General features: G+C 59.2%; 23 protein-coding genes, 2 pseudogenes and 1 other annotated feature. Of the genes and pseudogenes, 16 read left to right on the forward strand and 9 right to left on the reverse strand.

What is annotated here, in order from left to right:
- Positions 1–54: 54 nt before the first annotated feature.
- The 4 genes from GA829_RS31010 to GA829_RS31020 form a co-directional block, all read right to left on the reverse strand.
- Positions 55–1,137, reverse strand: coding sequence for a site-specific integrase (locus GA829_RS31010; RefSeq protein ID WP_195176346.1), 1,083 nt, complete (start codon positions 1,135–1,137; stop codon positions 55–57).
- Between the two features lie 119 nt (positions 1,138–1,256).
- Positions 1,257–2,608, reverse strand: a protein-coding gene (locus GA829_RS31015) for an IS3 family transposase (RefSeq protein ID WP_195176347.1) whose coding sequence is annotated in 2 segments (ribosomal slippage) — positions 1,257–2,272 and positions 2,272–2,608 — 1,353 coding nt in all. Because the reading frame shifts where the segments join, the coding sequence is not laid out codon by codon here.
- A 38-nt stretch (positions 2,609–2,646) separates the two neighbouring features.
- A complete protein-coding gene (locus GA829_RS37385) occupies positions 2,647–2,934 on the reverse strand; it encodes a DUF6538 domain-containing protein (RefSeq protein ID WP_308462309.1) in 288 nt (95 codons plus the stop codon).
- 261 nt (positions 2,935–3,195) lie between these two features.
- Positions 3,196–3,378: a type II toxin-antitoxin system antitoxin gene (locus GA829_RS31020; protein WP_195176348.1), complete on the reverse strand. Its 183-nt coding sequence runs from the start codon at positions 3,376–3,378 to the stop codon at positions 3,196–3,198.
- Positions 3,379–3,520: 142 nt separating this feature from the next.
- Between GA829_RS31020 and GA829_RS31025 the strand changes: the two genes are divergently transcribed.
- Positions 3,521–4,072 carry a hypothetical protein gene (locus GA829_RS31025; protein WP_195176349.1) on the forward strand — a complete coding sequence of 184 codons (552 nt, stop codon included), beginning with the start codon at positions 3,521–3,523 and terminating at the stop codon, positions 4,070–4,072.
- 718 nt (positions 4,073–4,790) lie between these two features.
- Positions 4,791–5,420 carry a DUF262 domain-containing protein gene (locus tag GA829_RS31030; RefSeq protein WP_195176350.1) on the forward strand — a complete coding sequence of 210 codons (630 nt, stop codon included), beginning with the start codon at positions 4,791–4,793 and terminating at the stop codon, positions 5,418–5,420.
- Here GA829_RS31030 and traA read toward each other — a convergent pair.
- A pseudogene (traA, locus tag GA829_RS31035) lies at positions 5,384–8,412 on the reverse strand (Ti-type conjugative transfer relaxase TraA). The gene GA829_RS31030 and the pseudogene traA sit on opposite strands and share 37 nt — an antisense overlap.
- Positions 8,413–8,725: 313 nt before the next feature.
- Here traA and GA829_RS31040 point away from each other — a divergent pair.
- From GA829_RS31040 to GA829_RS31055, 4 genes and pseudogenes are all read left to right on the forward strand, one after another.
- Positions 8,726–9,757, forward strand: coding sequence for an IS110 family RNA-guided transposase (locus GA829_RS31040; RefSeq protein ID WP_195176351.1), 1,032 nt, complete (start codon positions 8,726–8,728; stop codon positions 9,755–9,757).
- Positions 9,758–10,072: 315 nt separating this feature from the next.
- Positions 10,073–10,384, forward strand: coding sequence for a conjugal transfer protein TraD (gene traD / locus GA829_RS31045; RefSeq protein WP_210337854.1), 312 nt, complete (start codon positions 10,073–10,075; stop codon positions 10,382–10,384).
- 12 nt (positions 10,385–10,396) lie between these two features.
- Positions 10,397–11,599: pseudogene (locus GA829_RS31050) on the forward strand (IS3 family transposase).
- Positions 10,681–10,797 (forward strand) — a sequence feature (AL1L pseudoknot). It overlaps the preceding pseudogene by 117 nt.
- Positions 11,600–11,898: 299 nt before the next feature.
- Positions 11,899–12,177 (forward strand): hypothetical protein, encoded by a 279-nt coding sequence (locus GA829_RS31055; RefSeq protein ID WP_210337718.1) that lies wholly within the window; start codon positions 11,899–11,901, stop codon positions 12,175–12,177.
- 340 nt (positions 12,178–12,517) lie between these two features.
- On the opposite strand, the gene GA829_RS31060 is transcribed toward GA829_RS31055, so the two are convergent.
- Positions 12,518–12,790 (reverse strand): hypothetical protein, encoded by a 273-nt coding sequence (locus tag GA829_RS31060; protein ID WP_195176353.1) that lies wholly within the window; start codon positions 12,788–12,790, stop codon positions 12,518–12,520.
- Between the two features lie 249 nt (positions 12,791–13,039).
- Here GA829_RS31060 and GA829_RS31065 point away from each other — a divergent pair, with 249 nt between their 5' ends.
- The 4 genes from GA829_RS31065 to GA829_RS31080 are packed head-to-tail and all read left to right on the forward strand — an operon-like array spanning position 13,040 to position 14,386.
- Complete coding sequence (locus GA829_RS31065; RefSeq protein WP_195176354.1) at positions 13,040–13,744, forward strand: SOS response-associated peptidase; 705 nt, start codon at positions 13,040–13,042, stop codon at positions 13,742–13,744.
- An 11-nt stretch (positions 13,745–13,755) separates the two neighbouring features.
- On the forward strand, positions 13,756–13,938 hold the full coding sequence (locus GA829_RS31070; RefSeq protein WP_195176355.1) for a hypothetical protein: 183 nt from the start codon (positions 13,756–13,758) through the stop codon (positions 13,936–13,938).
- Positions 13,935–14,123, forward strand: coding sequence for a hypothetical protein (locus tag GA829_RS31075; protein ID WP_195179906.1), 189 nt, complete (start codon positions 13,935–13,937; stop codon positions 14,121–14,123). Before GA829_RS31070 ends, GA829_RS31075 begins: the two co-directional genes overlap by 4 nt.
- Complete coding sequence (locus GA829_RS31080) at positions 14,123–14,386, forward strand: hypothetical protein (protein WP_195176356.1); 264 nt, start codon at positions 14,123–14,125, stop codon at positions 14,384–14,386. The genes GA829_RS31075 and GA829_RS31080 overlap by 1 nt, the downstream gene beginning before the upstream one ends.
- A 77-nt stretch (positions 14,387–14,463) precedes the next feature.
- Here the strand turns inward: GA829_RS31080 and GA829_RS31085 are convergent, their stop codons facing one another.
- Positions 14,464–15,003: a class I SAM-dependent methyltransferase gene (locus GA829_RS31085; RefSeq protein ID WP_195176357.1), complete on the reverse strand. Its 540-nt coding sequence runs from the start codon at positions 15,001–15,003 to the stop codon at positions 14,464–14,466.
- Between the two features lie 160 nt (positions 15,004–15,163).
- On the reverse strand, positions 15,164–16,027 hold the full coding sequence (locus GA829_RS31090) for an ATP-dependent DNA ligase (protein WP_195176358.1): 864 nt from the start codon (positions 16,025–16,027) through the stop codon (positions 15,164–15,166).
- Positions 16,028–16,132: 105 nt separating this feature from the next.
- On the opposite strand from GA829_RS31090, the gene GA829_RS36940 reads away from it, so the two are divergent.
- The 5 genes from GA829_RS36940 (at position 16,133) to GA829_RS31110 (ending at position 21,780) form a co-directional block, all read left to right on the forward strand.
- On the forward strand, positions 16,133–16,399 hold the full coding sequence (locus GA829_RS36940; protein ID WP_003603283.1) for a transposase: 267 nt from the start codon (positions 16,133–16,135) through the stop codon (positions 16,397–16,399).
- Positions 16,369–17,322, forward strand: coding sequence for an IS3 family transposase (locus tag GA829_RS31095; protein WP_258052320.1), 954 nt, complete (start codon positions 16,369–16,371; stop codon positions 17,320–17,322). The genes GA829_RS36940 and GA829_RS31095 overlap by 31 nt, the downstream gene beginning before the upstream one ends.
- Positions 17,323–18,080: 758 nt before the next feature.
- Positions 18,081–18,545, forward strand: coding sequence for a hypothetical protein (locus GA829_RS31100; RefSeq protein ID WP_195176360.1), 465 nt, complete (start codon positions 18,081–18,083; stop codon positions 18,543–18,545).
- Between the two features lie 8 nt (positions 18,546–18,553).
- Positions 18,554–19,321 (forward strand): thermonuclease family protein, encoded by a 768-nt coding sequence (locus tag GA829_RS31105; protein WP_195176361.1) that lies wholly within the window; start codon positions 18,554–18,556, stop codon positions 19,319–19,321.
- Positions 19,322–20,109: 788 nt separating this feature from the next.
- On the forward strand, positions 20,110–21,780 hold the full coding sequence (locus GA829_RS31110) for a tetratricopeptide repeat-containing sulfotransferase family protein (RefSeq protein WP_195176362.1): 1,671 nt from the start codon (positions 20,110–20,112) through the stop codon (positions 21,778–21,780).
- Positions 21,781–22,125: 345 nt separating this feature from the next.
- On the opposite strand, the gene GA829_RS31115 is transcribed toward GA829_RS31110, so the two are convergent.
- Positions 22,126–23,313: a porin gene (locus GA829_RS31115; protein WP_195176363.1), complete on the reverse strand. Its 1,188-nt coding sequence runs from the start codon at positions 23,311–23,313 to the stop codon at positions 22,126–22,128.
- 370 nt (positions 23,314–23,683) lie between these two features.
- Between GA829_RS31115 and GA829_RS31120 the strand changes: the two genes are divergently transcribed.
- Complete coding sequence (locus GA829_RS31120) at positions 23,684–24,379, forward strand: antitoxin Xre/MbcA/ParS-like domain-containing protein (protein ID WP_195176364.1); 696 nt, start codon at positions 23,684–23,686, stop codon at positions 24,377–24,379.
- Positions 24,380–25,051 lie beyond the last annotated feature (672 nt).

Below are 25,051 nucleotides of genomic sequence, written 5' to 3' on the forward strand. Positions count from 1 at the left end.
CGCTCCAGGATCATCAGTCGAAACAGGTCTGCCCAGCCGCGGGGCGGCAGCCCGCTAGACGATCGCGGGATCAAACGGCAGCGCGATCTTCATAAGCTCTTCCTGCCACATCTTCATATCACCGCCTTCGCCATATTTCGGCCTATTAATCGTATGGCCCATCAGCATGCGCCGCAGTTCCTCGTCCAATCTCGCGTTCTTCATGCGGTCCTCGAAAGAGTGGCGTAGCGAGTAGAAAGTATGTTTGTCAGTTGGGAACAGTTTGTGGGTCTTGAAGTGATTATTGAGCAGCGCTGACAAGGCCGCCTCACGATCCTTGTAACGCGGGAAGCCCTGTGGGTGCTTCCTGAACACATCAAGCGCGACGCCGATCAGGGGCACCTTGCGCACGGATGATGCGGTCTTGATCTCGCGCGGGTCGTCAGGATCGTCACGCGGCTGGACCGAAATATGCGGCACTTCATGATCAAGATGGATGACACCTGCGTGGAGGTTCGCGAGTTCGCTTGGCCTAGCGCCTGTCTCTGCCAATGCAAGCACAATGCCCCGCGCTTCGTCATTGAGCTTCGCCAGCGCCCCTGGTGCAAATATCTTGTCGCGAATCCAGTCGGTCGGAAATGGAGGCCGCGACCGCTTGGACTTGTCGCTGAATGACAAGTCAGCGAAAGGGTTCTTCTGCTCCGGAAAACCGAGATGACGGTAGTAATCGGCGTACAGGATCCGGAGGTTGCCCATGTTCCGATTGCCGGTCGATGCCGAACGATCAGCCCTACCCTTCTCGGGGGCAATCCGATCCAGCCAATATTTATGGATAACTCGCGCGTCGTCGCGTGTGACCTCACCCATTGGCTTGTCGCCTACGAGAGAGATGAAGACATCCACGCTCATTTGGCGTTTTGCTTTCCATCGTTTTCGCTGATCAGGGCTTTTTGTGCGGAGGTCGTCCCGGGCGATATCGTTGAAATAGAGCTTCAGCGCCTCCGAAATCTTGTCGTCAGGCGGGGAAGCGCTTCCAGTCACAGCATCGACGACGGGCGAAGTGGGAGGCTTTCCGAACGTTGCTTCTACCCGTTGCAGGATCGTATCCAGCGGCTCGGCAACAAGGATATCCGCGAGCGGCCGATAAACGAACCCCAACGCCTCAGCGCGCTTGACCGCTCGCTGGTATAAAATACGTGCGGCTGTCCGTCGTCAGAACATTCGGCTCAGTTTGCGGCGTAGCTTAGCGGAGTGTCGGCCTCATCTTGGGGTTGATGTTATGCGGCGATCTTGCGGTGCTGCAAGCGCCGATGTTGGATGGTTTGCCGTTTGATCCTTTCGCGCTGTTTGATGATGGTCTGGGCCCTGCCGAAGTAGGCGTCGGCTGGGGTCACGTTGTCGAGGCTCTCGTGGTAGCGCCGATGGTTGTAATGCTCGATGAAGGCTGCGATCTGGGCTTCGAGGTCGCCGGGCAGGAAGTAGTTTTCCAGCAGGATCCGGTTCTTGAGGGTCTGGTGCCAGCGCTCGATCTTGCCCTGGGTTTGGGGATGCATCGGGGCGCCCCGAACATGGCTCATGCGTTGGGCCTCGATATAATCGGCCAGTTCGCCGGCGATATAGCTGGGGCCATTGTCGCTCAACAGACGTGGCTTGTGGCGGACATGGGCCTGATCGCAGCCTGAGGCGGCCAACGCCAGATCCAGCGTGTCGGTGACGTCCTGCGCCCGCATGGTGCTGCACAGCTTCCAGGCGATGATGTAGCGGGAGTAATCGTCGAGCACGGTTGACAGATACATCCAGCCCCAACCGATGATCTTGAAGTAGGTAAAATCGGTCTGCCACATCTCGTTGGGCCGAGTGGTTTTGGTGTGGAACTCGTTCGCCGCCTTGATCACCACATAGGCCGGGCTGGTGATCAGATCGTAGGCCTTGAGCAGCCGGTAAACACTGGCTTCCGACACGAAGTAGCGCTTCTCGTCGGTGAACCGCACCGCCAGTTCGCGCGGGCTGAGCTCGGACTGCTCCAGCGCCAGTTCGATGATCTGGTCATGGATGGCAGGCGGGATGCGGTTCCACACGCGGCTCGGCGCCGATGGTCGATCTTCCAGCGCCTCAGGGCCGCCACCGAGATAGCGGTCATACCAGCGATAGAAGGTCCGTCGTGGGACCCCCAGCCGGTCCAGCGTTTTGCGGGTGGGCAGGTGCGACTGCTCGACGAGCCTGATGATCTCGAGCTTTTCGAATGCGGGATATCTCATTCTTGCTCGTCCCCATCTGCGATCATGCTTTTTTTGAGCAGGCGGTTTTCCAGCGTCAGGTCGGCAACGCATTCCTTCAACGCGCTGGCTTCGCGGCGCAGGTCCTTGACCTCATCGCTGGTGGCAGCACGCGCCGTATCGCCAGCCAGGCGGCGCTTGCCGGCCTCCATGAACTCTTTCGACCAGGTGTAATACAGGCTCTGCGCGATGCCTTCCTTGCGGCACAGCTCGGCGATGCTGTCTTCGCCGCGCAAACCGTCCAGCACGATCCGGATCTTGTCTTCCGCTGAAAAGTGCCGTCGGGTCGCCCGGCGGATGTCCTTCACAACCTGCTCGGCAGGCTTTTTGGCACTTGAGGATCTAGGGTTCATCTTGGTTCCTTCGTCAGCTGACGAGACCAAAACCCTCCTTAATTCACAACCTCAAATCTGGGACACAGGTGCTGACGGGGAACACGTGCGGCCTGTGGATTATCTCCCAGCATGAGTGAGGACCAAAGTGCGTTATCGGCAGCCTCGTGAAGGTCGCGCGCGGTACGCGCCTTTGAACGGTCGATAGTGTCCAGGGCGCGACGCACGAATTCACCACGCTCGTCGAGCTCACGGAGTGCCTTTGGAACGCGCCGGCAATAGTGAAAATGACTGCCCCGCATTCGAAGGAAGCGGTCTGGGTCTTGCTCTTCTCGGCGTCGTCCCATGTCCTGACCCTTTGTAGCACAATAGGTAGCACAAAAGCACAAAACGGGGCAAGACTAATGCGTGAAAGCGTGAAAGTAGCAGATCGCAGTTGCAATTGTTAGTACATCTAATGCGGCTGCATTACGTCGAATCGCGACCGGCGGTGCAATTGCGATAGCAGCAATTGGGATCGGCTGGGGCTTGGACTCTGGCAGAAGGCCCCGGCATTCTCATGGCGTTAGAATATCCCGTAACCTGCTGGATGTAGTAGCGTGAGCGGCCTAGCTGCCTGGCTCACTGTTCCCCGTTTTCTTCTCGACTGCTAGCCCGCGCCGCTCGGCATAGTCGATTAGCGCTAGCTCGATCACCGCCGTCACCGACCGGCGGTCGAGCGCCGCCAGCCGCTCCGCTAGCTCCAAAATGGCCGGGTCCATCCGGGTGGTGAAGGGTTTCTTTTTTGTCATCCAGTCGCAGTCTTGCGCTTCAATCGCAAATGTGTTTTAAGGCGCACGTGCAGTGCACTTTCCTTGCACGTGCAATGATTAGCCCGAGCGCTGTAACGCTCTGACTAACCTGACCAAACCCAAGCTGGGTGGAGCTCGGATCATGGCTGATTCCGACAATAGCACGACTTTGCCTTTCGTCACGCGGGGGGACGAAATCAAGAGTCAGACATTATCATCAATGGAAGGTCTCCGAGACACGTCTCGCGACCCTGCGGTGATGCTCGCGATCAAATGGACTGAAGCACACGCGAAGACTCAAGCATTGTGCATCCAGCAGCAACAGCATGAAATTCGCTTGGCTGACGCAGTTGACGGTCGCGATCACGACCTTCGAGATCGTCACACGGATGCGATCAGGGAAGAGAATTTGGCTGCCGACGTTGAGCAGACGCTTCTTGATTCTTTGCCTCTCACACCTGCTTTGACAGTTAGCGGCATCGTCGGGAAGCTGAAAATGATCCTCGGAGAGTGCGAGGACAATACCGACATTGCAGAGTTCCCGGGTCCTCATATTCGCTCAGTGCTTGCCGACCTTGAGCATATTGCCGATCAACGGAACGCATACGCCGCTTGGGCCGCATATGCGGCTTGGTGCGCAGCCGACGAAAAGCAATACCGATTTTGGGTCGAAATGCTTAAGCGGAACAATTAGCCTGTGCTCGGCCGCCAAGCGGCGGCCGGACACTACTACAACGAGTCAACCGGCAGCGCCTTTCCATGTTCAGTCCTTCGCCGGTCTCTGCAAGATTTTGGCTTCAAGGCGGAGCACTATTTCAAGGGTCATCAAATCGTCACGACGAAAGCTTGGCGCTTTTTTTTGCGTCATTGGACGTTATATTTTTGGACTTACAATCTGAGGGACCGGTGGGCACAGGCACGGTTCAACCGTAAGCCCCTAGTGCGGCAGAGGCGCATTGATGTCCTCCGCTACTTCGTCTCGAACACGATCGAGAAAAGCCGCTTCACATCCGATCGAACAGACTTAATTTGGAAACTCTATCCCCTCCGTAGCTTTCGGCACCCGGAGCGGGAGGCCACCACAAACTACTACGGCCTCATTCTTGCGTCTTTGGTGGAATCTCGGGAGCTGGTCCAGGAAGCCGGTAACTACCGACTGTCGCCCAGCGGCATATCTGGGCTGATTGCATATGAACTCGAGGAGAGGAGATCAAGCAGAATGCCCAGCTTCAGGACATCCTTGCCGCCTTGAAGGGGTTCTCATTCTCGTAGGCATTGCCCAAGTCATAGTAAGCTATCTGGCAATGCCCGCGGTTCAATAACTGTGGCTTGGTCATACCAATCCAATTCGACATTCAGGCCGATGACTCTGCGTATAATATCGCTAGGCTACGGCCAACGCGGAGGGACGCATGGACGACAACGACGATCTGTTCAGCAGCGTAGGCGAGGTCAGCGAAGACGACCTCAATATCAAACCCAAAGACTTCCAGGAAATGGTGGTTGAACCCACCGACTGGACCATTGGAGTTCTGATCGACCTGTTGAAGCGGAAGAAAATCGACCTCCAGCCCAATTACCAGCGGCGCATCGCATGGACGACGGACAAGATGTCCAAGTTTATCGAGAGTCTGTTCCTACGGCTTCCGGTCCCCCAGATCGTCCTTGCAGAAACGCAACCGGGCCGTTTCGCGGTAATCGATGGCAAGCAGCGCCTGAACTCGCTTGCCCGGTTCTGTCTGGATACGAAAGACCCGCTGCGCCTAAAAGGTTGCAAATATCGGGCCGACCTGGAAAATCTGACCTACGATGAGATGCAGCAGGCGCCAGCGTTGGAAGGCGCTCTGGACGCGTTTCCTGCGATCCGGCTCGGACATGGTTCGCCTGCTCCTCACTGGCTTTTGTCGATATCTAATGGGACAGACAGGACGAACCGATGCTGGACGCAATCAAATTTGTCGCCTCGTCCGCCTGCGGCGTGGAAACGGCGGCGAATCGGACGTGTTCAGATCCCGATCCCACGTCCCCTGCCGATGCCATAGCTGAATGCGAGTTCCGCGCCGAGGCGGCGGCCGGAATCGGTATGAATGCCAAGCGCCTTCTTATGATTTGCGAGCAGGGATTCGAGCTGCGGATCACGTTCGAGGCTCTTGGCCATATCGGACATGGCCGAGCGCGTTGACTTGTAGCCGGACATGTCGCCGGCCTGGTATTGATGCTGGCCCGTGCGGTCGAGCTTCTGCCAGCGTTCCACGAAGCGGTCGGCGCGGCGGCCCGGATCGGTATCCAGTCCGGTGCGGATTTCCGTCTCAAGCTGGAGAGCCAGCACGACCCGATTGACCCGACCGGCGCCGGCCTCACGGACGAGTTCAGGGTTCTTGACATAGGCCGCTTCGGCATCGCGCCAACCATGCGGCCGAACTTTCTCGAACGCACCGCGGGCATCCCTCAATTCACGCGTCTGCTCGGGGCTGCCCTGTCCGTCTGCGTTTCCAGTGCCCAGGATCGTGTCGAGCGCGCGCGCGTGACGAACAAGCGCCTTGGTGCGCGCGCTGCGCAACGCCGCTTCCGAGTCCAACGGCGCGTCCGTTTCGCGTTGCGCTCCCCTGGCGGAAATTTCTCTCCCAGGCGCAGGGCCGGCATCACCGGTTCGACCTTCACCATTTTCCCTTCCCGGCCTGCGGCCACGGTCCTGGCCGGGCTCGACGTCTCCGGGCGAGCGCAACCCGTCCAGCAGGCCGCCGATCCTCTCGCGCAGCTTCTCCGGCACGATCCGGCGCACGATCTCGACTAAACGCTCGCGGAAAGTAATACCGCGCCGCTCGGCATAATTCTGCGCCGGGTCAACTTGCTCGTAATCCGACGCCATGTCCTTGGCGCGGTCGCGTGACAGCGTCCGGATCAGCCGGTCGCGTGTGGCGAAGTCGTCGCTGCCGTAATGCAGGTCCATCCCGTTTCGATGACGCGACAGGGCGACGTAGCTGCCGTGCGAATCCATGCCCGGCGTAGCGAGCACATGGGTCCGCTCGACGGTCATGCCCTGCGCCTTGTGAATGGTCGCGGCATAGCCGTGGTCGATGTGTGCGTAATCTTTCAGGTCAAAGCGCACCGACCTGCCGTCGTCTGTACGCACTACCATGCTTTGTGTGCTGACTTCCTCCACGATGCCGAGCGTTCCGTTCTTGACGCCGAGTCCGCGCTCGTTGCGCAGGAACATGATGCGGTCGCCGCTGGCGAAACTTCTCATCCCGCGTTCGACATCCACCTGCACTTCTTCGCCGAGATCGCCGGCAGCGCGCATGCGCTCGCGCGCTGCCTGGTTGAGCGCGAGCACTTCGTCGTTTGTATGGGTGAGAATGATCCGGCTTGCCTGTGGCTGCGCCTGTCTGTCGCGATCCCAGCGCTCGACCAGATCGCTGCGTGCGTCATTGCGCGACGCAGCCTGATGCACCATGCCTTGCGTGTCATAAGCGCTGATCGCTGCACCGATCCTGCCTGTCGCTAGGTCACGCGTTGCGTCCCGCTGCCATTCCTCGCGCTGCCGGCGGACTTCGCCGATCTCGACGCCACCGTGGCGTTCGTGGATGGAGCGGAATGCAGCGCCGGCTTCGATCGCCTGCAACTGCTGCGGATCGCCGACGAGGACGACTTTCGCGCCAACGTTGGCGGCATGGGAGAGCACGCGCTCCAACTGGCGCGTGCCGACCATGCCGGCCTCGTCGATCACCACGACATCACGCGCGGTGAGCAGATCGCGCCCCTGTCCCCAGCCATGTTCCATGCTGGCGATGGTGCGAGACGGGATACCCGATCCGCTTTCGAGATTCTCTGCCGCGATGCCTGAGAGTGCCGCGCCTCGAACCTCGTAGCCTGCTGCTGCCCATGCCTGGCGCGCAACGCCCAGCATGGCGCTCTTTCCCGTGCCGGCAAAGCCGACAACGATACCAAGACCGCGGCCATCGGTAATGTGATCCATCGCATCGGTCTGCTCGCCCGAGAGGATAAGCCCGCGCTGCTTGGCACGCGCCAAAGCTGCCTCTCGCTGTGCGTCACTCACCGCATGACGCTCCTCCCCGGCCATGCGTTCCGCCGCGTGATGCAAGCGCTGTTCGGTCTCGATCATCTGCCGGGTGGTGAAGCGATCTTCGCCGCGTCCATCCTTGCCGAGTTCGACCAGATCGGGCGCGTTGCTGATGGCTGCCACCACCGCATCGAACTGCTCCATTCCGTCGCTGTGGCGATGCGAGAATTTTGCAATGTCTTTTCTCGTGAAGGTCGATTGCTGATGCGTGATGGCATCCAGCGCCACGGATGGATCGGCAATGATGCGCGCGCCATTGTTGCGCGCGATCTCGCGATGCAGTTCGGCGCGATCTGCTTCAATGTCGCCCTCGATGCGCTGGGCCGGTGCACCAATCTGGGTTTGCGGCTCCAGTAAGATGCCCTGCGCTTCCAGACTGCGATGATCAATGCAGGCGTCGATGTCGAGTTCGGCTAGGCGCTCATTGACAAACTCGGCCCATCGCTCACGCCAGCGCTCGACCAGCTCGGTCTGGTTCCAGTCGCGCACTTTCGCGCCAAAACCGTTCTCGTCCACGGATCGCATGGTGAGCATGACATGGGCATGCGGCTTGGGGCTGCCATCCTCTCCCTGTCCCAATGCACATTGAGATCGGCGACCATGCCCTTGCTGACAAACTCGACTTGTACAAAGTCTCGCGCCAGTTCGATGCCGTGCGCCTGGCTCAGTTCGCGTGGAAGGGCAAACTCCACCTCCCGGGCAAGCTGAGCATCCTTGCGCACCTCGAACGCCTCTACATCGTTCCACAGCCGTTCGCGGTCGCTCCAGGCTTGCGGAGCATTTTCCGGCAGCAGAACCTCGGAATGCACCACGCCGCGCTTGCTGGAAAAATCCTGCACACGATCAATGCGCTCGTCGCGCAACCGCGAGGCCGAGCGGTAGGCGGCCGACGCCACAGCACTGCTCCCGGCCTTGCGGCCAATGACCTTGACGTGAAGATGATAGATCGCCATCGCGACCAGATCATTTGCACGGCAAAGCCCACGTCGGCACGACGTATAAGCGCGCCCTCCCTCGAAAAATTCTCTGGATGGACCAGCCCGTCCCGGGCTGTCTCGGCAACCCTGAAGCCTTCCGGCGGACGCTCGCCTATCATCGCGGCATCAACAATCAATGGAGACAGCCATGCGCAAACATGGGCTAATCGCGGCGCGACTCACGATCCATTCCGTCGGGACGGCGGATGGTGAAGGTGGTTGCTCCTCGATAGAATCGGAAGCGGTCCCACGATTGGCGCCGGGCCCAAATATCGGACGGAGAGCAACCATGGAGCAGTATGTCGGCCTTGATGTTTCCTTGAAAGACACCGCAATTTCGATCCGCCAGGATGGTGAGCGGATTTGGCGTGGAAAATGTCCTTCTGACCCTCAGATACTGGCGCAAGTGATCCGCAAGCATGCACCGCACGCCAGCCGCGTCGTCTTCGAGACAGGGCCATCGGCAACTTGGTTCTATCACACGTTGGCGGCTAAAGGTCTGCCTGCGATCTGCATCGAAGCGCGCCATGCGCAGAAGGTGCTGGGCGAAACGCTCAACAAGACCGATGCCAATGACGCGGATGGGTTAGCCCGGCTTGCCGAAGCCGGCTTCTTCAAAGCGGTGCGAGTCAAGTCGTACGACACGATGTTGATCCGCACGCTGGTGGCGGCACGCAATCAATTCATCCTCATCTCGACGCAACTTGGCAACCAGACACGCGGAACAATGAAGACGTTCGGGCTCATTGTTCCGCGGGGCAAAGGAGGCGCGTTCGAAAACAATGTCCGGCACCTTCTGGACGGCGAAGAAGGTCTGGCTCGGATCATGCTGCCGCTGCTCGAAGCCTGGCGCGACGTTCGCAAGCGCGCGGCCGATCTCGATCATCAGCTAATTGCGATGGTGCGCAAAAGTCAGCGGGCTCAGTTGCTGATGACTGTCCCCGGCATTGGTGCGGTGACGGCTATTTCCTATGTCGCAGCGATTGAAGACCCCGACAATTTCCGAAAGTCACGCGCGGTGGGCGCTTGGCTGGGCCTGACCACACGGCGTTACCAGTCCGGTGAGGTCGACTATGACGGCCACATCTCACGACGAGGTGACAAACGCCTACGCAGCTTGCTTTATGAAGCAGCGCTGGTGATCCTCACCCGAACCGGCGCCAAGAACGAGAGCAGCCTCAAGACCTGGGGACGCCAGCTACGCGAGCGCCTGGGCTTCAAGCGCGCAGCGATCGCGGTGGCGCGTAAACTGTCAGTCATCATGCACGCGATGCTTAAGTCAGGAGAAGCTTTCAACCGATCGGCTGGGGCCAGCGCCTAGCCTAGGCAACTCAGTTCTACACTCTCAGCGCGTCGTCATTCTAGCGCGCCGAGGCGTCCCCGCCGGGACGTGGGTCAGACCATTCCGTTCTCGTGATTGCAGCTCTACGGAGATTGCGGCGCAAACACAGGAAGGCCTCGCCTGCGAAGACCCATAATGCGACGGCAAAATGCCGATCGCGGAGACAACCCTGCTCCCGGCACTCGCATAAGACTCGTGTGAAAGCGGCCATTGCGGGCATGCCCATTCTTCGTTCCAACCTGCGGCGGTGCAATCCATCGCCCGACTAGAAATGGAGTTGACCAGATGAAAGCGATTAGACAACCACGGGATTTTGACGCTGAACTGAAGGCACTGGAAGACAAAGCGCGAGAGCTCAAAACGCGAAAGGTGCAGCAACTTGGCGAACTGGTGATCGCCACCGGCGCCGATCAGCTTAGCACCGACGAACTGGCCGGCGCACTGGTCGCAATCAATGAGACGAAAGACACCGCAAAGCGCGAGGCATGGGCCAAGCGTGGGGTGATGTTTTTCGAGAGCAGGTTCCGGCGAACTGCTCCGGCATCTCAGCGCAACCCTCGCGGCGCTCTGAACCGCCCCGGGTTGATCGGAGGCTCCAACTCCTGAGAAGGTGGAGCCATGACAAGCAAGACGACCAACAAGTTCTCTCCCGAAGTCCGGACCCGTGCGGTGCGGCTGGTTCTAGATCACGAAGGCGAGCATGCCTCGCGGTGGGCGGCGGTCTCGTCGATCGCCGCCAAGATCGGCTGCACGGCGCAGACGCTGCATGAGTGGGTGAAGAAGGCCGAGCGCGACAGTGGCGTGCGAGCCGGTGTGCCTACGGATGTGGCGACGAAACTCAAGGCTTTGGAACGCGAGAACCGCGAGCTTCGCCAGGCCAACGAAATCCTTCGCAAGGCTTCCGCGTATTTTGCCCAGGCGGAGCTCGACCGCCGGTTCAAGCCATGATCGCGTTCATCGACGATCACCGCCAGGCGCATGGGGTCGAGCCGATCTGCAAGGTGCTGCCGATCGCCCCGTCGACCTACCACGACCATGTCGCCAAGCGCGTCGATCCCTCCCTGCTGTCGGCTCGGGCGAAGCGGGACGAGGCTTTGAGGGATGAGGTCCGACGCGTGTTCGAGGCCAACTTCCGCGTCTACGGCGTTCGCAAGGTCTGGCGGCAGTTGCAGCGCGAGGGCTTCGACGTCGCCCGCTGCACGGTTGCACGCCTGATGAAGGCCATGGGCCTCGAAGGCATCATCCGCGGCAAGCCGATCCGCACCACGGTGAGCGACAAGGCCGCACCTTGCCCTCTCGATCACGTTAATCGCCAGTTCCATGCCCCGGCGCCGAACATGCTGTGGGTCTCCGACTTCACCTACGTCGCGACCTGGGCGGGCTTCGTTTATGTCGCCTTTGTCATCGACACCTATGCGCGAAGGATCGTTGGCTGGCGGGTGAGCCGGACTGGAACAGGCACTTCATGATCGGCGGCCGATCCACCGCGGCGGGCTCGTGCATCATAGCGATAGAGGCAGCCAATACGTCTCTATCAGATACACCGAGCGCCTGGCGGAGGCCGGCGTCGAACCTTCGGTGGGCAGTGTCGGCGACTCTTACGACAATGCTTTCGCCGAAACGATCAACGGTCTTTACAAGGCCGAGGTGATCCATCGACGCGGACCCTGGCGCTCATTCGAGGCCGTCGAGTTCGCCACGCTCGAATGGGTCGACTGGTTCAACAATCGCCGGCTATTGGAGCCCATCGGCAACATCCCGCCGGCCGAAGCCGAGGAACGCTACTACGCCATGCTGGATGAACCAGCCATGGCCGCGTGACTCAAACGAAACGGCCTCCGGAAAACCCGGGGCGGTTCACGCTCTTACTGGCCTAGTTTTCCGTGTGCAAGTCGAGTAGACTCTCGGTGCCGGGACCGCGCAGAACTCGGGCCTCTGCACCAACCGCTTCGGAACATCGCCGGGGCTAACGGCAACGGACTTCCAACCAGCATCTGAGATATCTGTGTGCGGAGCGCTGCTCGGCCCTTTCGATGCAATCGTGGAAGCGACGTTCTGGTGCACCCTAAATCCCTTCGCCACAAAAACCGCCCATCGCGAGCACGCAACTTCAAAACGATTTGGCCAACCTTAAGGAGGGTGTCGACCAGACGATCGATGCGCTGGCCGACGTCAGGCGGGCGGACGGCGAGTTGCCGAATGGCAAGGTCACGTACGACTGCACCGAAGATTGTTCAGGCCATAAGGCCGGCTACGACTGGGCTCAGCAGAATGGGGTGAGCGACACGTCAGACTGTTCCGGCAATAGTCAGTCCTTCATTGAGGGATGCGAAGCCTACGTCGAAAATCCCAATCGAGGATCCGATGAAGATGACGACGGCAACGAGGTCGACAACTGAGCCATGAAGCGCCGATGTCTGACGCGCTATCGTCGAACCGAGAAGGGGGCGAGATCATGTCTGCCAGCTTCGCACTAGCACTACTGGCACTGCAAGCGGCCTGTTTGCTGCCTGGAAATGGTACCAGGCAAGCAAGGTGGAAATCACGCCGCTATGGCAACAGATGGGCGTCATTGAGCCGCCTGGGGGCGACCCGAACAGCTGGATTGTCGGAATCATGCAGGCCGCTCGCGAATCCGCCTCTCTCAAAAAAACCGCTGCGTTTTGGACAGCAGTATCTGTCGTACTTAGCGGTCTTGCGGCTGTCATATCCAGTTGGCCATAGACCCGAGCGGGCTGTTCACGGCTCGTCTCGCCACACGATGTGACGCAAGAATTCGATCCGAACCAGGCGCCGATATTTGATCGAGATTGCCTCGGCGCCGAGCGGAACGAGCAGATCAGCATCCATGTACTCTCCCTTGTCGCACTTCATGCAACGCATTTTCTGGCCGATCTCGCGGATGGTGACGTTGCCGTAGACCTCACGTAATTCCGCCGGCTTGTAAAAGCGCGTGACGCTGCAAAGGCCGCAGCGCACCTTGGCCGCCTGCCCGGCATTGTGGGCATGCATCAATGTCCACGGTTGGCCTTTGGGCCATTTGTCTGGTTGCTCTGGCATGCCCTAAAAGAGGAACATATTCCTTCCCGGTCAAGAGCCTATTGACTCAAGAGTTCTCTTTTTGTTCACTGCGATCAAAATGGAGACACGCCATGAAGTCGACCATTGTCACTCAGGCCGAGCAGCCCGATGCCATGCGTGAGCAGATCGATATCTATCTGCGAGAGAGCATGAAGGCTGCGGCTAACTAGGGGCAACGAGATGTGCAACCTCTACAACATCACCACCAGCCAGGAAGCGATACGGCAGATGACCCGCACCTTGCGGGACATCATCGGCAACCTCGTGCCGTCGCTGGACCTCTACCCCAATCAACCCGGCCCGGTGGTGCGCAATGGGCAGGATGGCGAGCGCGAGCTTGCAAACCTCCTTTGGGGCATGCCGACGCCGGCTGAACGGGTAAAGGGCAAAGCGGATTACGGCACCACCAACATTCGCAACCCGCAATATGGCCACTGGCAGCAGTATGTCGGGGTTGAGCACCGCTGCGTCGTTCCGGTCACCAGCTTCGCCGAGCCTTCCCCGACGCCAGGAGACAAGGACCCTGAAACCGGAATTCAGCGCAATTTCTGGTTTGCGCGCGGCGAGGAGCGGCCGCTGTTCTTCTTCGCCGGCCTCTGGACGCAATGGCAAGGTGTGCGCAAGGTCAAGGACGGGCCAGGCGACTTCGAGCTTTACGGCTTCATGACCACGAAACCGAACGCGCTCATTGCTCCGATCCATGAAAAAGCCATGCCGGTCATCCTGACCACCGAGGATGAAATCGAGACATGGCTTACGGCGCCGTGGTCGGAGGCAAAGAAGCTTCAGCGCTCCGCGCCGGATAATGCGCTGGTAATCGTGGAGAAGCCGGCGACCCAAATCAAGTTTCCGCAACAGGTGCCGACGCAAGGCACGCTGTTCTAAGGAGGCAAGCCATGGATCACATTGTCACGCTCGACAGCCGTCAGGAGGCCGCTTTACAGGCCGCAGCCGTCAAGTTCGTCGCCCTGCACAACGGCAACGTGATGAAAGCCCTCAAGGAGATGATGGTATTGAACGGGCACCTCGAGGAGCGGCTACAGGCGATCGAGCGGCCAATGCCGCGGCGAAACGGGTGAGCGACGAACCAGCCACGCTTGCCGAGGGAATGACGCCAGCGGCGCGCGGTCATGGCGGCGTCCTTGGGCACGTATGCGAGCATGCCGGTTGCGGCAAGGACGCGGGCTGGGGTTTCGCGAAGCCGCGCCGACCGTCGCACTGGTTCTGCTTTGAGCATCGGGCGGATGGCGAAGGGTATCTCTGATGTCAGATCACATTCTGCCCAGCCAGAAGAAACCGAAGCTGATCGTTGTCGTTGCATTCGACTGCGGCGAGGATGGGGAGATGTTCACGGCCTTCGGTCCTGTCGACCAGCAAAGCGAGGACCGGGTGATCCGTACCGCCAGGGCTTTGGCGGGAAAGCACGTCGGTGTCATTGCCTGGAGCCGCGAGGCCGATCCAGCGCTTGGTGACTACGGGCCGACAACGACGCTGTTTGTCAGCGGCGATGTGCCGGACATGGAGTGATAAGATGACCTACAGCCATCCCAAGGCCCGGAGACCGACGAGGCTCTGGTAAGTCTAGCCGCTGAGATGAAAATAACTCAACCGCGCACGCCTGTCGCGACGAGCCACGCAGTCTCTAGGCTCGGTCTCCGAATCTCAGTGTCGCCGAAGCCTGCATCTTGCAAGGCGGCTATAACCTCATCCGGCTCGCGTGGCGTGAAGATGTCGCCCGGCATATTCATCCGATCCATATGCACCTTCGGAAGAAAGCCAAGCACGACTCGCCCGCCCGGCGCGAGTACGCGCGCAAACTCCGCAGATCCAGCTCTCAGGCTTTGCCAGAAGTAGACTGTGTGGACGCTGAGGCCCTTGTCGAATGTGGCATCCGGCAACGGCAGGCTCTCGACTGTCCCGGTTCGGAACTCGGCACGGCCCGCGCGCACCGCATCGGCGAACCGGCGGTCGGCCGCTTCCACGACATCCTTTGAGCGATCAACACCGCAGACGAATGCCGCACTTCGGAGAAGTCTGGGGATTACCCCTGCGCCGCCGAATCCGACCTCCATGACACGATCTTCCGGAACCAGTTGCAATTGATCGAACGCGTAGCTGTTCAGCCGCGCATTGCCACGGTTCATGCCAGCCCGGACTAGCCAGCCGCCGATTCCGGTGGGCTGAGAGAGCTGTTTTGCTATGAACCTTGGCGCCACTGTATCCTACCCCGTCTCGGATCATAGGACGGCACGCCGGGCCCCGGCAACTCCCCTACCACCTGCCTCCGCCTCCACGTCTTCCAGCTCAGATGGCCCCGTCCTCTCGGAAGTCTTGAAGGGAAGCGTGCCGCAAATCCTCCTCGCCGCGCAAGTGCTTCACACGTCCGATGAGCCCAGGTTTGACCCACTCCGTCGCGGGACGTTTCATCCCCTTAGGCGCCGGACCGGCATGCTCCTGCACGCGCTTCCATAGCCGTTCTCGAATGACGCGGCTGGAGTTGATGAAGGCGGACCCGACATATTTCCCGGTCTTGCGATCCGCCATCAGGGCGAAGGCCGGCTTGCCTGGCTCTCGTTCGACACCAAGCAGATCGTACTCCTCGACAGCGTAGCTCTTAGTCTTCAACCAGTTCGTCGATCGGCCACTGCGGTACTTGCTGTCGCGCCGCTTCGAAACCATCCCCTCGATACCGGCTTTGTCGATCAGGTCGAATATCGCCTTGGCATCGCCGGGCAGCGCCTGGCTGAATTGTATGTGGCTGTCCGGTTGGATGATGCCTTCAAGGATCTCGCGACGGTCCTCCAGAGCCATGTCGCGCAGATCATGGCCATTCAGGTGAAGCAGGTCGAAGGCGACGAAATAGAGGTCATACTGACGCCCGGTGATGGCCTTGCGTAGCGCGCCGAAGTCAGACAGGCCGGCCTCGTTTAGCACCACGATCTCGCCGTCGATGATGGCATTATCCAGGCCGAGGCGCTTGGCCGCGCCGGCAAGGTCGCGGTATTTCGCCGTCCAGTCCACGCCGTTTCGGGTGAAGATGCGGACATCGTGGTCGAGAATGATCTGCGAGCGGTAGCCGTCGAATTTGATCTCGTGAATCCAGTCAGCTCCCTCGGGTGGCTTCTCCACCAAGGTCGGCATGACCGGCTCGACAAATTTCAAACGCATGCCCAGAGAACCCGCAAAACCCTCGATTCAATTAGCTTGTGACCTGCCACTGAGAATTTCCTCCATCTGAGATTAGAGTCCGGCCCTTGATCGAAGGACGGACTGATGAAGAGAAAGCGGTTTACGGAAGAGCAGATCATTGCGGTTCTTCGCGAGCACGAGGCGGGTGCGAAGGCGGGCGATCTTGCCCGCAAGCACGGGGTCTCTGAGGCGACGCTGTATAACTGGAAGGCCAAGTATGGCGGGATGGACGTCTCGGACGCCAAGCGGCTGAAGGCTCTGGAAGACGAGAACGCCAAGCTGAAGAAGCTGCTCGCCGACCAGATGCTGGAAGCCTCGGCATTGCGCGAGCTTCTGTCAAAAAAATGGTAGGGCCCGCCGCCAAGCGCGAAGCCGTCGCGCATCTGCAGGCCGTCATGGGCTTGTCGGAGCGTCGGGCCTGTTCCTTCGTCGGCGCCGATCGCAAGATGATCCGCTACCGGTCAAGGCGACCGCCAGAGACGGAGCTGCGTGGCAGGTTGCGCGACCTCGCCAACGAGCGCCGACGCTTTGGCTACCGGCGGCTGTTCATCCTGCTCAGGCGCGAGGGCGAGGCATCTGGGGTCAACCGTATCTACCGTCTCTATCGCGAGGAAGGTCTGACGGTGCGCAAGCGCCGGGCAAGACGGCGAGCAGTCGGCACGCGGGCGCCGATCCTGGTCGAGGCAAAGCCGAACGCGCGCTGGTCGCTGGATTTCGTGCATGACCAGTTCGCCTGCGGCCGCAGGTTTCGCGTGCTCAACATCGTCGACGACGTGACACGCGAATGCCTGGCGGCGATCCCGGACACCTCGATCTCCGGCCGTCGGGTTGCGCGTGAACTGACGGAACTGATCACCCAGCGCGGCAAGCCGGGCATGATCGTCTCCGACCACGGCACCGAGTTCACCTCGAACGCCATCCTCGCTTGGTCGAAGGATCACAGAATCGAATGGCACTACATCGCGCCGGGCAAGCCGATGCAGAATGGCTATGTCGAGAGTTTCAACGGCCGGATGCGCGATGAGCTGTTGAACGAGAGCCTGTTCTTCGGTCTCGACCACGCCCGCAGCGCCATCGCCGAATGGAGGGAGGACTTCAACACCGCGAGGCCGCATTCCTCGCTCGGCTACCAGACCCCGGCAGCCTATGCCGAGGTCATCACCGCAACCGGCTCCGACGCTGTGCTGATGGAAGGCTCCGCGCCTCCGCCGGTTGCTCAACCCGCGCCACATGGCGTAACAAAAACGGTCGAGACTCTAATCGCAGCTGGATGACAGGTCAGGGGCAGGTCACTTGCGCTGAAATGGTTCCCGAAACGGAAAAAGCCCGCCACCTCTCGGCAGCGGGCAGAATGGTGCTTTACGCTGTCAGAGACCGCCCTGTGGAGTGCCCTGAGAATTGACTGCAATCGCAGTTACGCTGGACAGCCGTTCACGCTTAGCCAGCACAGGCTTCTCGTATGTCTTTTTCATTTGGAACCCCTAGCTTTTCCCTCGTCGCCAATCTGTCGAATGGCCTCCCGATGTCAAGCGCATGGCAGCCACACATCGGCAACAAAAAGACCCGCGCGGGCCGGGAGCCAGCGGGGCGATGGTTCTGGAGTCGCTAGATCAAGCAGCGTAGGATGGCCCGCGCACAATCTGGCGGGATGCACGCGGGCCGACCGGAGGGCCGGTCACCAGCTTTTGCAAGCTGACTTCTGCCAACTAGCCTACGTTCAGAGAGTTCCCAAGGGGGAAACAAAAAAACCCGCCAGCGCGAGCCGACGGGTTGAAATCGAGAATGGGCGGCCAGAGGTTTGAAGTCTAGCCGAAGGCACAATAGGCTCCGCGCTGTTTAAAGGCAATCGTCGGTTCTGCTCCGGGGGCCTGCTCGTCAGCGCGTCGTCGACCTGCCCCGCGAGATCGTAAAGACCATCCTGAATTTCGCGTCGGACCGGCACGATCAGGCGGTTGGTTTTGCTAGCGCGTTGAGAAACAAACCGCTGGACTCTCTCCGCCACATTGCTCCAGTATTTGCTGGGGGAAAACAAATGAACAGAACATCACTTCTGGCGATTGTGACGCTATTAAGCGGTTGCAACTCTACATACAGTGTTTCCGACAGCGAATTGACGGCGAAGAGCACGGTGACATTGTGTCACGAATTGGCTGCGAGCACTTATGAACAGTACCGAATTCGGGCTGCCGCGCTTCTAGTAAAGCGCGGTGCAACGGCCGAGAAGTGCATGCGCCTTGTCCAGGCGGACAATGCGGTTGCGACTGGCATAGCGGTGGCTGCGGTCGGAGGCGCTGCGGTTGCAGTTGCCGCTAACAATGGCGGCGGCGGATATTACGCACCTCGCCCTGTTTACGGCATCGCCTGGGACCAGTTCTATGGCCAAGGCCACAATCTGATCTGGCGCTGTCGAGACAGAGCTACCGGCCGGTTTGTGGACGACTACTACTGCGCCGGGATGCCGATGATCGACACGGCATGGCCGGGCTGGTCGGCGTAGGGGCGCCCATGGACAGATCACGGCACGACAATCGGTCTGATCAGTGGCGAAAGCGCACCGGGGCCTGGCGCCGGCGCGCAATCCTTTTGGCCAGTGTGCCGAAGCGCGTCGTCGTCATCACGGTCGCAGCCATTGCAGCCTTGATCACGCAGTTCGTCATGCAGCACGGCGACCAGGTGACCAAGCTCAGTCGGCCAAAATTACTCGGCGCATCTCCAGCGCCGATTGCCGGCGTCGCCTCCGTCATTGACGGCGACACGATCGAGATCCACGGACAGCGCATCCGCTTCAACGGCATCGACGCGCCTGAGAGCGGGCAATATTGCGACGACGCCAAGGGCTTCGAATATCCTTGCGGCCGGCGATCGAACGAAGCGCTTGACACGTTCTTGGCTGCCTTGAGGCCGGTCGCATGCACCTTCGTCGATTGGGACCGCTATGGCCGCTTTGTCGGCGACTGCCAGCGCGCAGATGGCACCAGCGTCGCCGCTTGGATGGTGGAGCACGGCCAGGCGCTGGACTGGCCCCGCTACAGCCACGGCGCCTATGCCGCGCAACAGGCGAAGGCAAAGGCGGCCAAAGTCGGGCTGCGGGCCGGGGCATTTCAGGCGCCATGGGATTGGCGCGCGGCACACGCGGACGGTGCAGCGCCGTCGAGCCAGCCGCTTGGCATCATCGGCCGCAAGCTGGTCGCGCAGAGCGGCTATTCGTGCGAACCGCGGCTGACATGCAAACAGATCGGTTCCTGCGACGAGGCCCAGTGCCGGCGAACATAGCGATAGCGGTTAGCCGAGCAAAAGTTGCGACCGTGATCACCAGGAACGCTACCAAGCCTAAGAACGAGAGGTAGCCGAGTAGGTGGCAAACAAACTGCCGAAGTGAAATGGATTGTCCGTCTAGAACAATGCCCACCCCAACTGCGCGCCGGTCGAGATGCGCCCCAGGTGAGCCCATCGCCACCGATGCAAGTGCTCCAATCAAGAATGGAACGGCCATTATTAAAAACGACTGAGCACTAGTCGAAATTCCGTCCACCCCAAACAGCGAGGGCTTCGGGTCGAGCAGGTTGTAGCCAACCCACAGCGCCAACCCTGACAAGCCGGGAATCGTCAGGTCATAACGCGCCTTCTCGGCGGCCTCTATGCTCAGATAACGAAGGGGGGCGAGAAGCCGAAGCCTCCTAGGGCTCCTGGTTTCCTCAATATCCTGAAGACCTATTTTGCGAGTTGCCATAATTCGTCCCGATCTAACAGTTCCCGCATACGATCGCGAATTTCAGTCGAAATTTCGCTTACCCATTTGCGCGGCTCGCTAGCCGTGTAGATCGACTCCCTCGGACACATAAGAAGATCAGCTGCGCCGGCAAGGGCCGGATGAACCGCTCCTGACACTTGGTCGCCTTTCAGGTGCCTAAAATACATCTTAGTCTCGTAGGGGCGCGCATGGCTAAAAGCTCTCGAAAAATGGGCTTTCTTGGCAGCTTGTCGAGACGACGCTCGCAAGCTCGCAGCAAGTGCGGATTGTCTCACTGGATTCTATCGATTTTTTTTGCTAGCCAGAAACCATGAACAATCGTCTGCCGCCCGCTTGGTCCAAGCATTTGAAAGTCGCTTCCGGCCCCCAAACGTCACCTGTGCCTGGAGCAAGGCCACCGCTTGCAAGAAAACTATTGCCCGACCCGTCCGATGAAATGTTGCTGAGGCAGGCTCTTGAGCTTCAGAACGCGGAGCGTTTTACCGAAGCAGAAGATCTGTGTCATCGCGTTCTGGCTCGCTCCCCCAACCATGCTCTCTCTCTATACATACTTGGCACGCTGGGAATCGACTTCGACAAAGAGTTGGCAATCAAGTACTTCGCGCGAGCGGCCGCGCAAGAACCGAACAACCCGTATTATCAGCTCAGCTTGGGTGAGGCCCGGTTGAAGGTGGGCGACTACCCGCCAGCGATCACCCATTTGCAACGGGCCAGTGAACTAAAGCCGGATCTTGTGGAGGCGGTCTGTTGGCTGGGAACTGCTTATCTCGACTTTGACAAGGCGGATATGGCTTTGCCACTCTTCGAAAAGGCGCTCTTGATGAACCCAAATCACCCCCTCGTTCGAACTGGCTTAGCACGAACGCTGATGAGTTTGGGACGGATGGATGAGGCTGCAACCTGTTTGAAGGAAGCTATCGCGCGCCGCTTGAGCGTACCAGACGCCTATAACAGCCTCGTAGACACTCGAAAATTCTCGACCGAGCCGGAGGAACTGAGATCCATCCTAGACGAGCTCAACAACCCGGCGATTTCTCCAGACGAGTCGAGCCAGCTCCACCTAGCAGCGGGCAAGGTCTTTAACGACCTTAAGCGTTACGGTGAGGCGATGGAGCATTTCCTGAATGCCAAGAGCTTAAAGGCTCATGATTTTGACATTGATGTCTATCGCAAGCGGGTGGATTCGATAATCAACCTATTCGATACGGAGTTCCTGGCCAGTAAGGCTGGTTATGGGAGTCGATCCGAGACCCCGATTTTCATCCTGGGAATGCCACGTTCGGGTACAACCCTGGCGGAACAAATCTGCTCAAGTCATCCGGCCGTTCACGGGGCGGGCGAGCTTACAAAACTAGGGCGCATGGCAGCTTCCATCGGTTTGAAGCTGGACGAGCAAGGAACGTTCGGTGAGCCGATTCGGGCGCTGACAATCAAGCAATCGCAAGCGTTGGCCGCAGAATATCTCTCTAACCTGCGTCTCTATTCTTCTGGCGCTCCCCGTATCACCGATAAGATGCCTCATAATTTTGAACTTATCGGCTTGGTTGGAATCCTTTTCCCCAATGCTCGGATTATTCACTGCAGGCGTGATGCAATCGACAATTGTCTTTCATGCTTCTTTTCAAACCTTCAAGAAGGCCTCAGTTACAGTTATGATTTGCGGACTCTCGGGCTAGTCTATCGTGAGTATGATCGGCTTATGCGCCACTGGCAGTCGGTATTCCCGGGGCGAATTTTTGAGAACCGCTACGAAGACCTAATCGCTGATCAGGAAGGGCAGTCGCGTCGCATGATCGACCACCTTGGCCTGCCATGGGATGACGCCTGTCTTCGCTTTTTTGAAAAGGTCGGGTCGGTCAGAACCATCAGCCGCTGGCAAGTTCGCCAACCAATCTACACGTCGTCGGTTAAACGTTGGAAAAACTACGAAGGTAGCATCCGGCCGTTAATCAATGCGCTGGGTGACTTGGCCGAACTCTGAATGGCATCCGCTTGATGTCGCGCGCTTCGACTTGAGGTCATACCTGGACGTAAGCAGTCGATGTCAAGGCGTGGAGGGATGCACCCGATACGCCATCCTCGCATGGCATTGTTCCCAAACTGGAGAGCAGGGTATCGGAGGTGCGAGCTGTGCGTAAAGCATTCCCGCAATCACCATGCTCACTCGGCAATCTCAAGCTGGTCGCACTTTGGTGGGAAGCCTCGCGGGAAATCTCGCATTGCGGCGACTATTTCGTTTTTTCCGATCACCGTCTTCGTGCCATACGCGCATGAAAAAACCCGGCGGTTACCCGCCGGGTTTAATCTTGCTCAGATTAGGATCTGATTAGAACGAGCGCTGGAAGCGGAGGATGCCACCAATGTTGCTCTTCTTGTCGGCATCGGTCCAGTTGGACACAGTGTTGTTGCCAACGTTGAGGTAGTCGACTTCGGCCGTGACTGTGAAGCCGGGGACGACGTCATAGGCGACGTTCGCCGCGATGCCGAGGTTCTTGCCTTCGTCATATGACACCTGGGCGTTGAACGAGGTCTTCTCGTTGAACTTGTAGGTGCCGCCACCCCAGATTGCCCAGTTGCCGCTCCACTGCTTGTAGAAGCCGCGACCATTTGCGTTCACAAAGTTACCGGCGTCGCTAAGCTTGCCGTCGGTGCCATAGCCGCCCATGATGAATAGCGACAGTGCGCTGGAAACGTTCACGTCCAAACGAACCTTACCGGCAAACTCATCGTAGTTGCTGTCGTAAGCGCCGACGCCAGTAATAGCGCCCCAGCCCTGCGTGTACTTCACGCCGCCGACGACATGCGGAACATAGCTGTCGATCGTGCCTCCCTGCCCGGAGCCTTCTTCGAGAGAGGCCACGGCCGAGAAGCCGTTGCCAGCGTCGAAGTAGTACTGCACGACGTTGGTGTCAAAGCCGCCGTAGGGAACCAGCGTATCCTGGATGACGTTGCCGGCGTAGCCGATGAACGTATCGAACGCCGATTCGTCCTTACCGACGCGGAGACCACCGAGCTGGATCCATGCGAAGTTCAGAGAAACGCCCTTGTTGAAAGCGCCGGGACCACGGGTAGAACTAGTAACAGTGCCACCGCCAGTTGTTTGTGTGGTCGTGATTTGGTTCTGACCACTGCGCGAAGTGTTGCCGAAATTGAAGCGGGTCTCGGTGTAGGTCTTCAAGGTACCAAGTTCGGTTTCCTGGCCGGTCCAGGTCTTCAGCGTGAAGCGGGCGTTCTTTGCCCAGGTACCCTGGTCCTTGCCAGTCCGCACGTCTGCCGAGCGGGCACCATCGAAGGAGCCGATATCGCCACCGCCGATGTCGTAACGAACATAGCCGCCGATGCGGAGGCAGGTTTCGGTGCCGGGGATGTAGAAGTAGCCAGCGCCGTAGACGTCGCAGATCTTGACGTATTCAGCGGGTTCCGGCTCGGCGACGACGACGGCGTCGGCGGCGCGCGCACCGGAAACTGCGATCAGGGCCGCAGCGGAGCCGAGAAGAAGGCTCTTAATGTTCATTTTCTGACCTCCAGTCAAAAGTTAAAAAACGGGTCTGGGTATTCTTTGCTGAAGGACAGCGTTCCCTGCCCCATCCCCACTACCGAAAAAGATGCGCACCGCGCCGCTCCTTCGAAATCGACATTACCCATGAGGCGGCGGCGTTCAACAACGATCGGTCTCCACGGACCCGTTCGTTCGCGCTATCTGATATCGTTGTTGCAGAAAGGTCACGTTTTGGGGTTGGCGATAATCATTTGTTAAGCAAAAGACTGAGAATGCGGCTTCCGGCGACGGACTCGGCTCTATTGAGCGATCGCCTCCATAAGGTTGCTCCCAGCGCATCCTGTCGGCTACCTTTCAGCGCGTAGATTACAATGAGGGCAGACGAATGGTAACGCGACGGGGTTTTTCGCGAAGGGGAAACGAGTTTAAACTCGCACGTCGAGAGGAACTGGAACACGCCGTTTCCGCAGCAGTTGAAGCGCTCCTTAAGAAGCATGACCCCACCATCCGCAAGCGTGCGGCACAAGCGGCATCGAAGCTGGCTGGCTTATTGGCATCGAAGATCGCGGTGCAGACTCAAGCCGTGCAGCGGGCGTTCCAAACAATCGAGGGGGAAATGGATCGATATGGAGACGATTTCATTGCCCATCTGATCAGTGAAGCAACCGCCGGCACAAACAAGCGCATTAAGGGCTTCCGGGCTTCACCCCCGCCGGGCCCAGACGCAGGAGCACTACAGCTGGTTGACGATTGGGCTGGGCCCGTTGCGGGACCCACAGTCATCGAACAGCACTATGGCATACCCCGTTCAACTCTTTATAGATGGCAGAAGCGGAACGAAGCCGTGGCGCTCAACACAAGAACTAGCAAACCCGTGTTCCCACTGAAACAGTTCGTTGATGCGCGCCCAGCCGAAGGCATCTCTTCCCTTATATCTCTCTTCGGAGATCAACGCACCGCGTGGAAGTGGCTAGTCGAGCCAAGCGCCGGCTTTGGGGGGCGGCCGCCACTAACTGTTCTCCTTGATGGCAATGTTGAGTTAGTGATCAACTCGGCACGATCTGCTAAAACCAAAATGTAATGCCAAAGGCACTTTTCGGTAGCAACGGGATTCTCGCGGCATGCCCCGCATGGCGTTGGCGCTCACGCGCATCGGCGGGTTGATTTCGTCCAGCCGTACGGCCGGTGGCCACTTGCCAGGGTTTCTAGGCACCTCTCACAGGACCATGCGAAGCGGAATTTGCTTCCACAGTTGGGCGTGGATTGGATTGGCGCCAGAGTCTCGCTTGAATTCGGCCGTAAATGGTAATGCCGTAGTGCAGGCCGACAAAGATGTCGTGGCCGCCTCGAAGGTGCGCGAGTTGTAAAAGCGTGTCCGCGACCTGGAACGGATGCTGGGCCGAAAGACCATTGAGACCGAGATTCTCAGAGAGGCGATCGAGGTCGCTCGCCCAAAAAATACACATTGCCCTTGGTGTTCTAGTGTTCCCGGTCAGCCTGATTGCCGGAACCTTGGGCATCGCGCGCGCTCCAATCTCATCGAACGCGCCTCCTCTCCAGTTGTCCGGCGCGGACCGAACCGCAAGCTCGAAGATGCCGATCTGCTGGCCAAGAGTAGGCTGATCATCGACAGACGGCCGAGCGATTGTTATCGCAGTGTCACCGCGCTGATCACCCGGCAACGTCGAGTCGAAAGCAAGCTGACCGTCAATGCCAAACGGTGCTGCGGGTCTTGCGCCGGCATCACCTGACG

This window comes from Mesorhizobium sp. INR15 (assembly GCF_015500075.1).
In the GTDB taxonomy this organism is placed as follows: domain Bacteria; phylum Pseudomonadota; class Alphaproteobacteria; order Rhizobiales; family Rhizobiaceae; genus Mesorhizobium.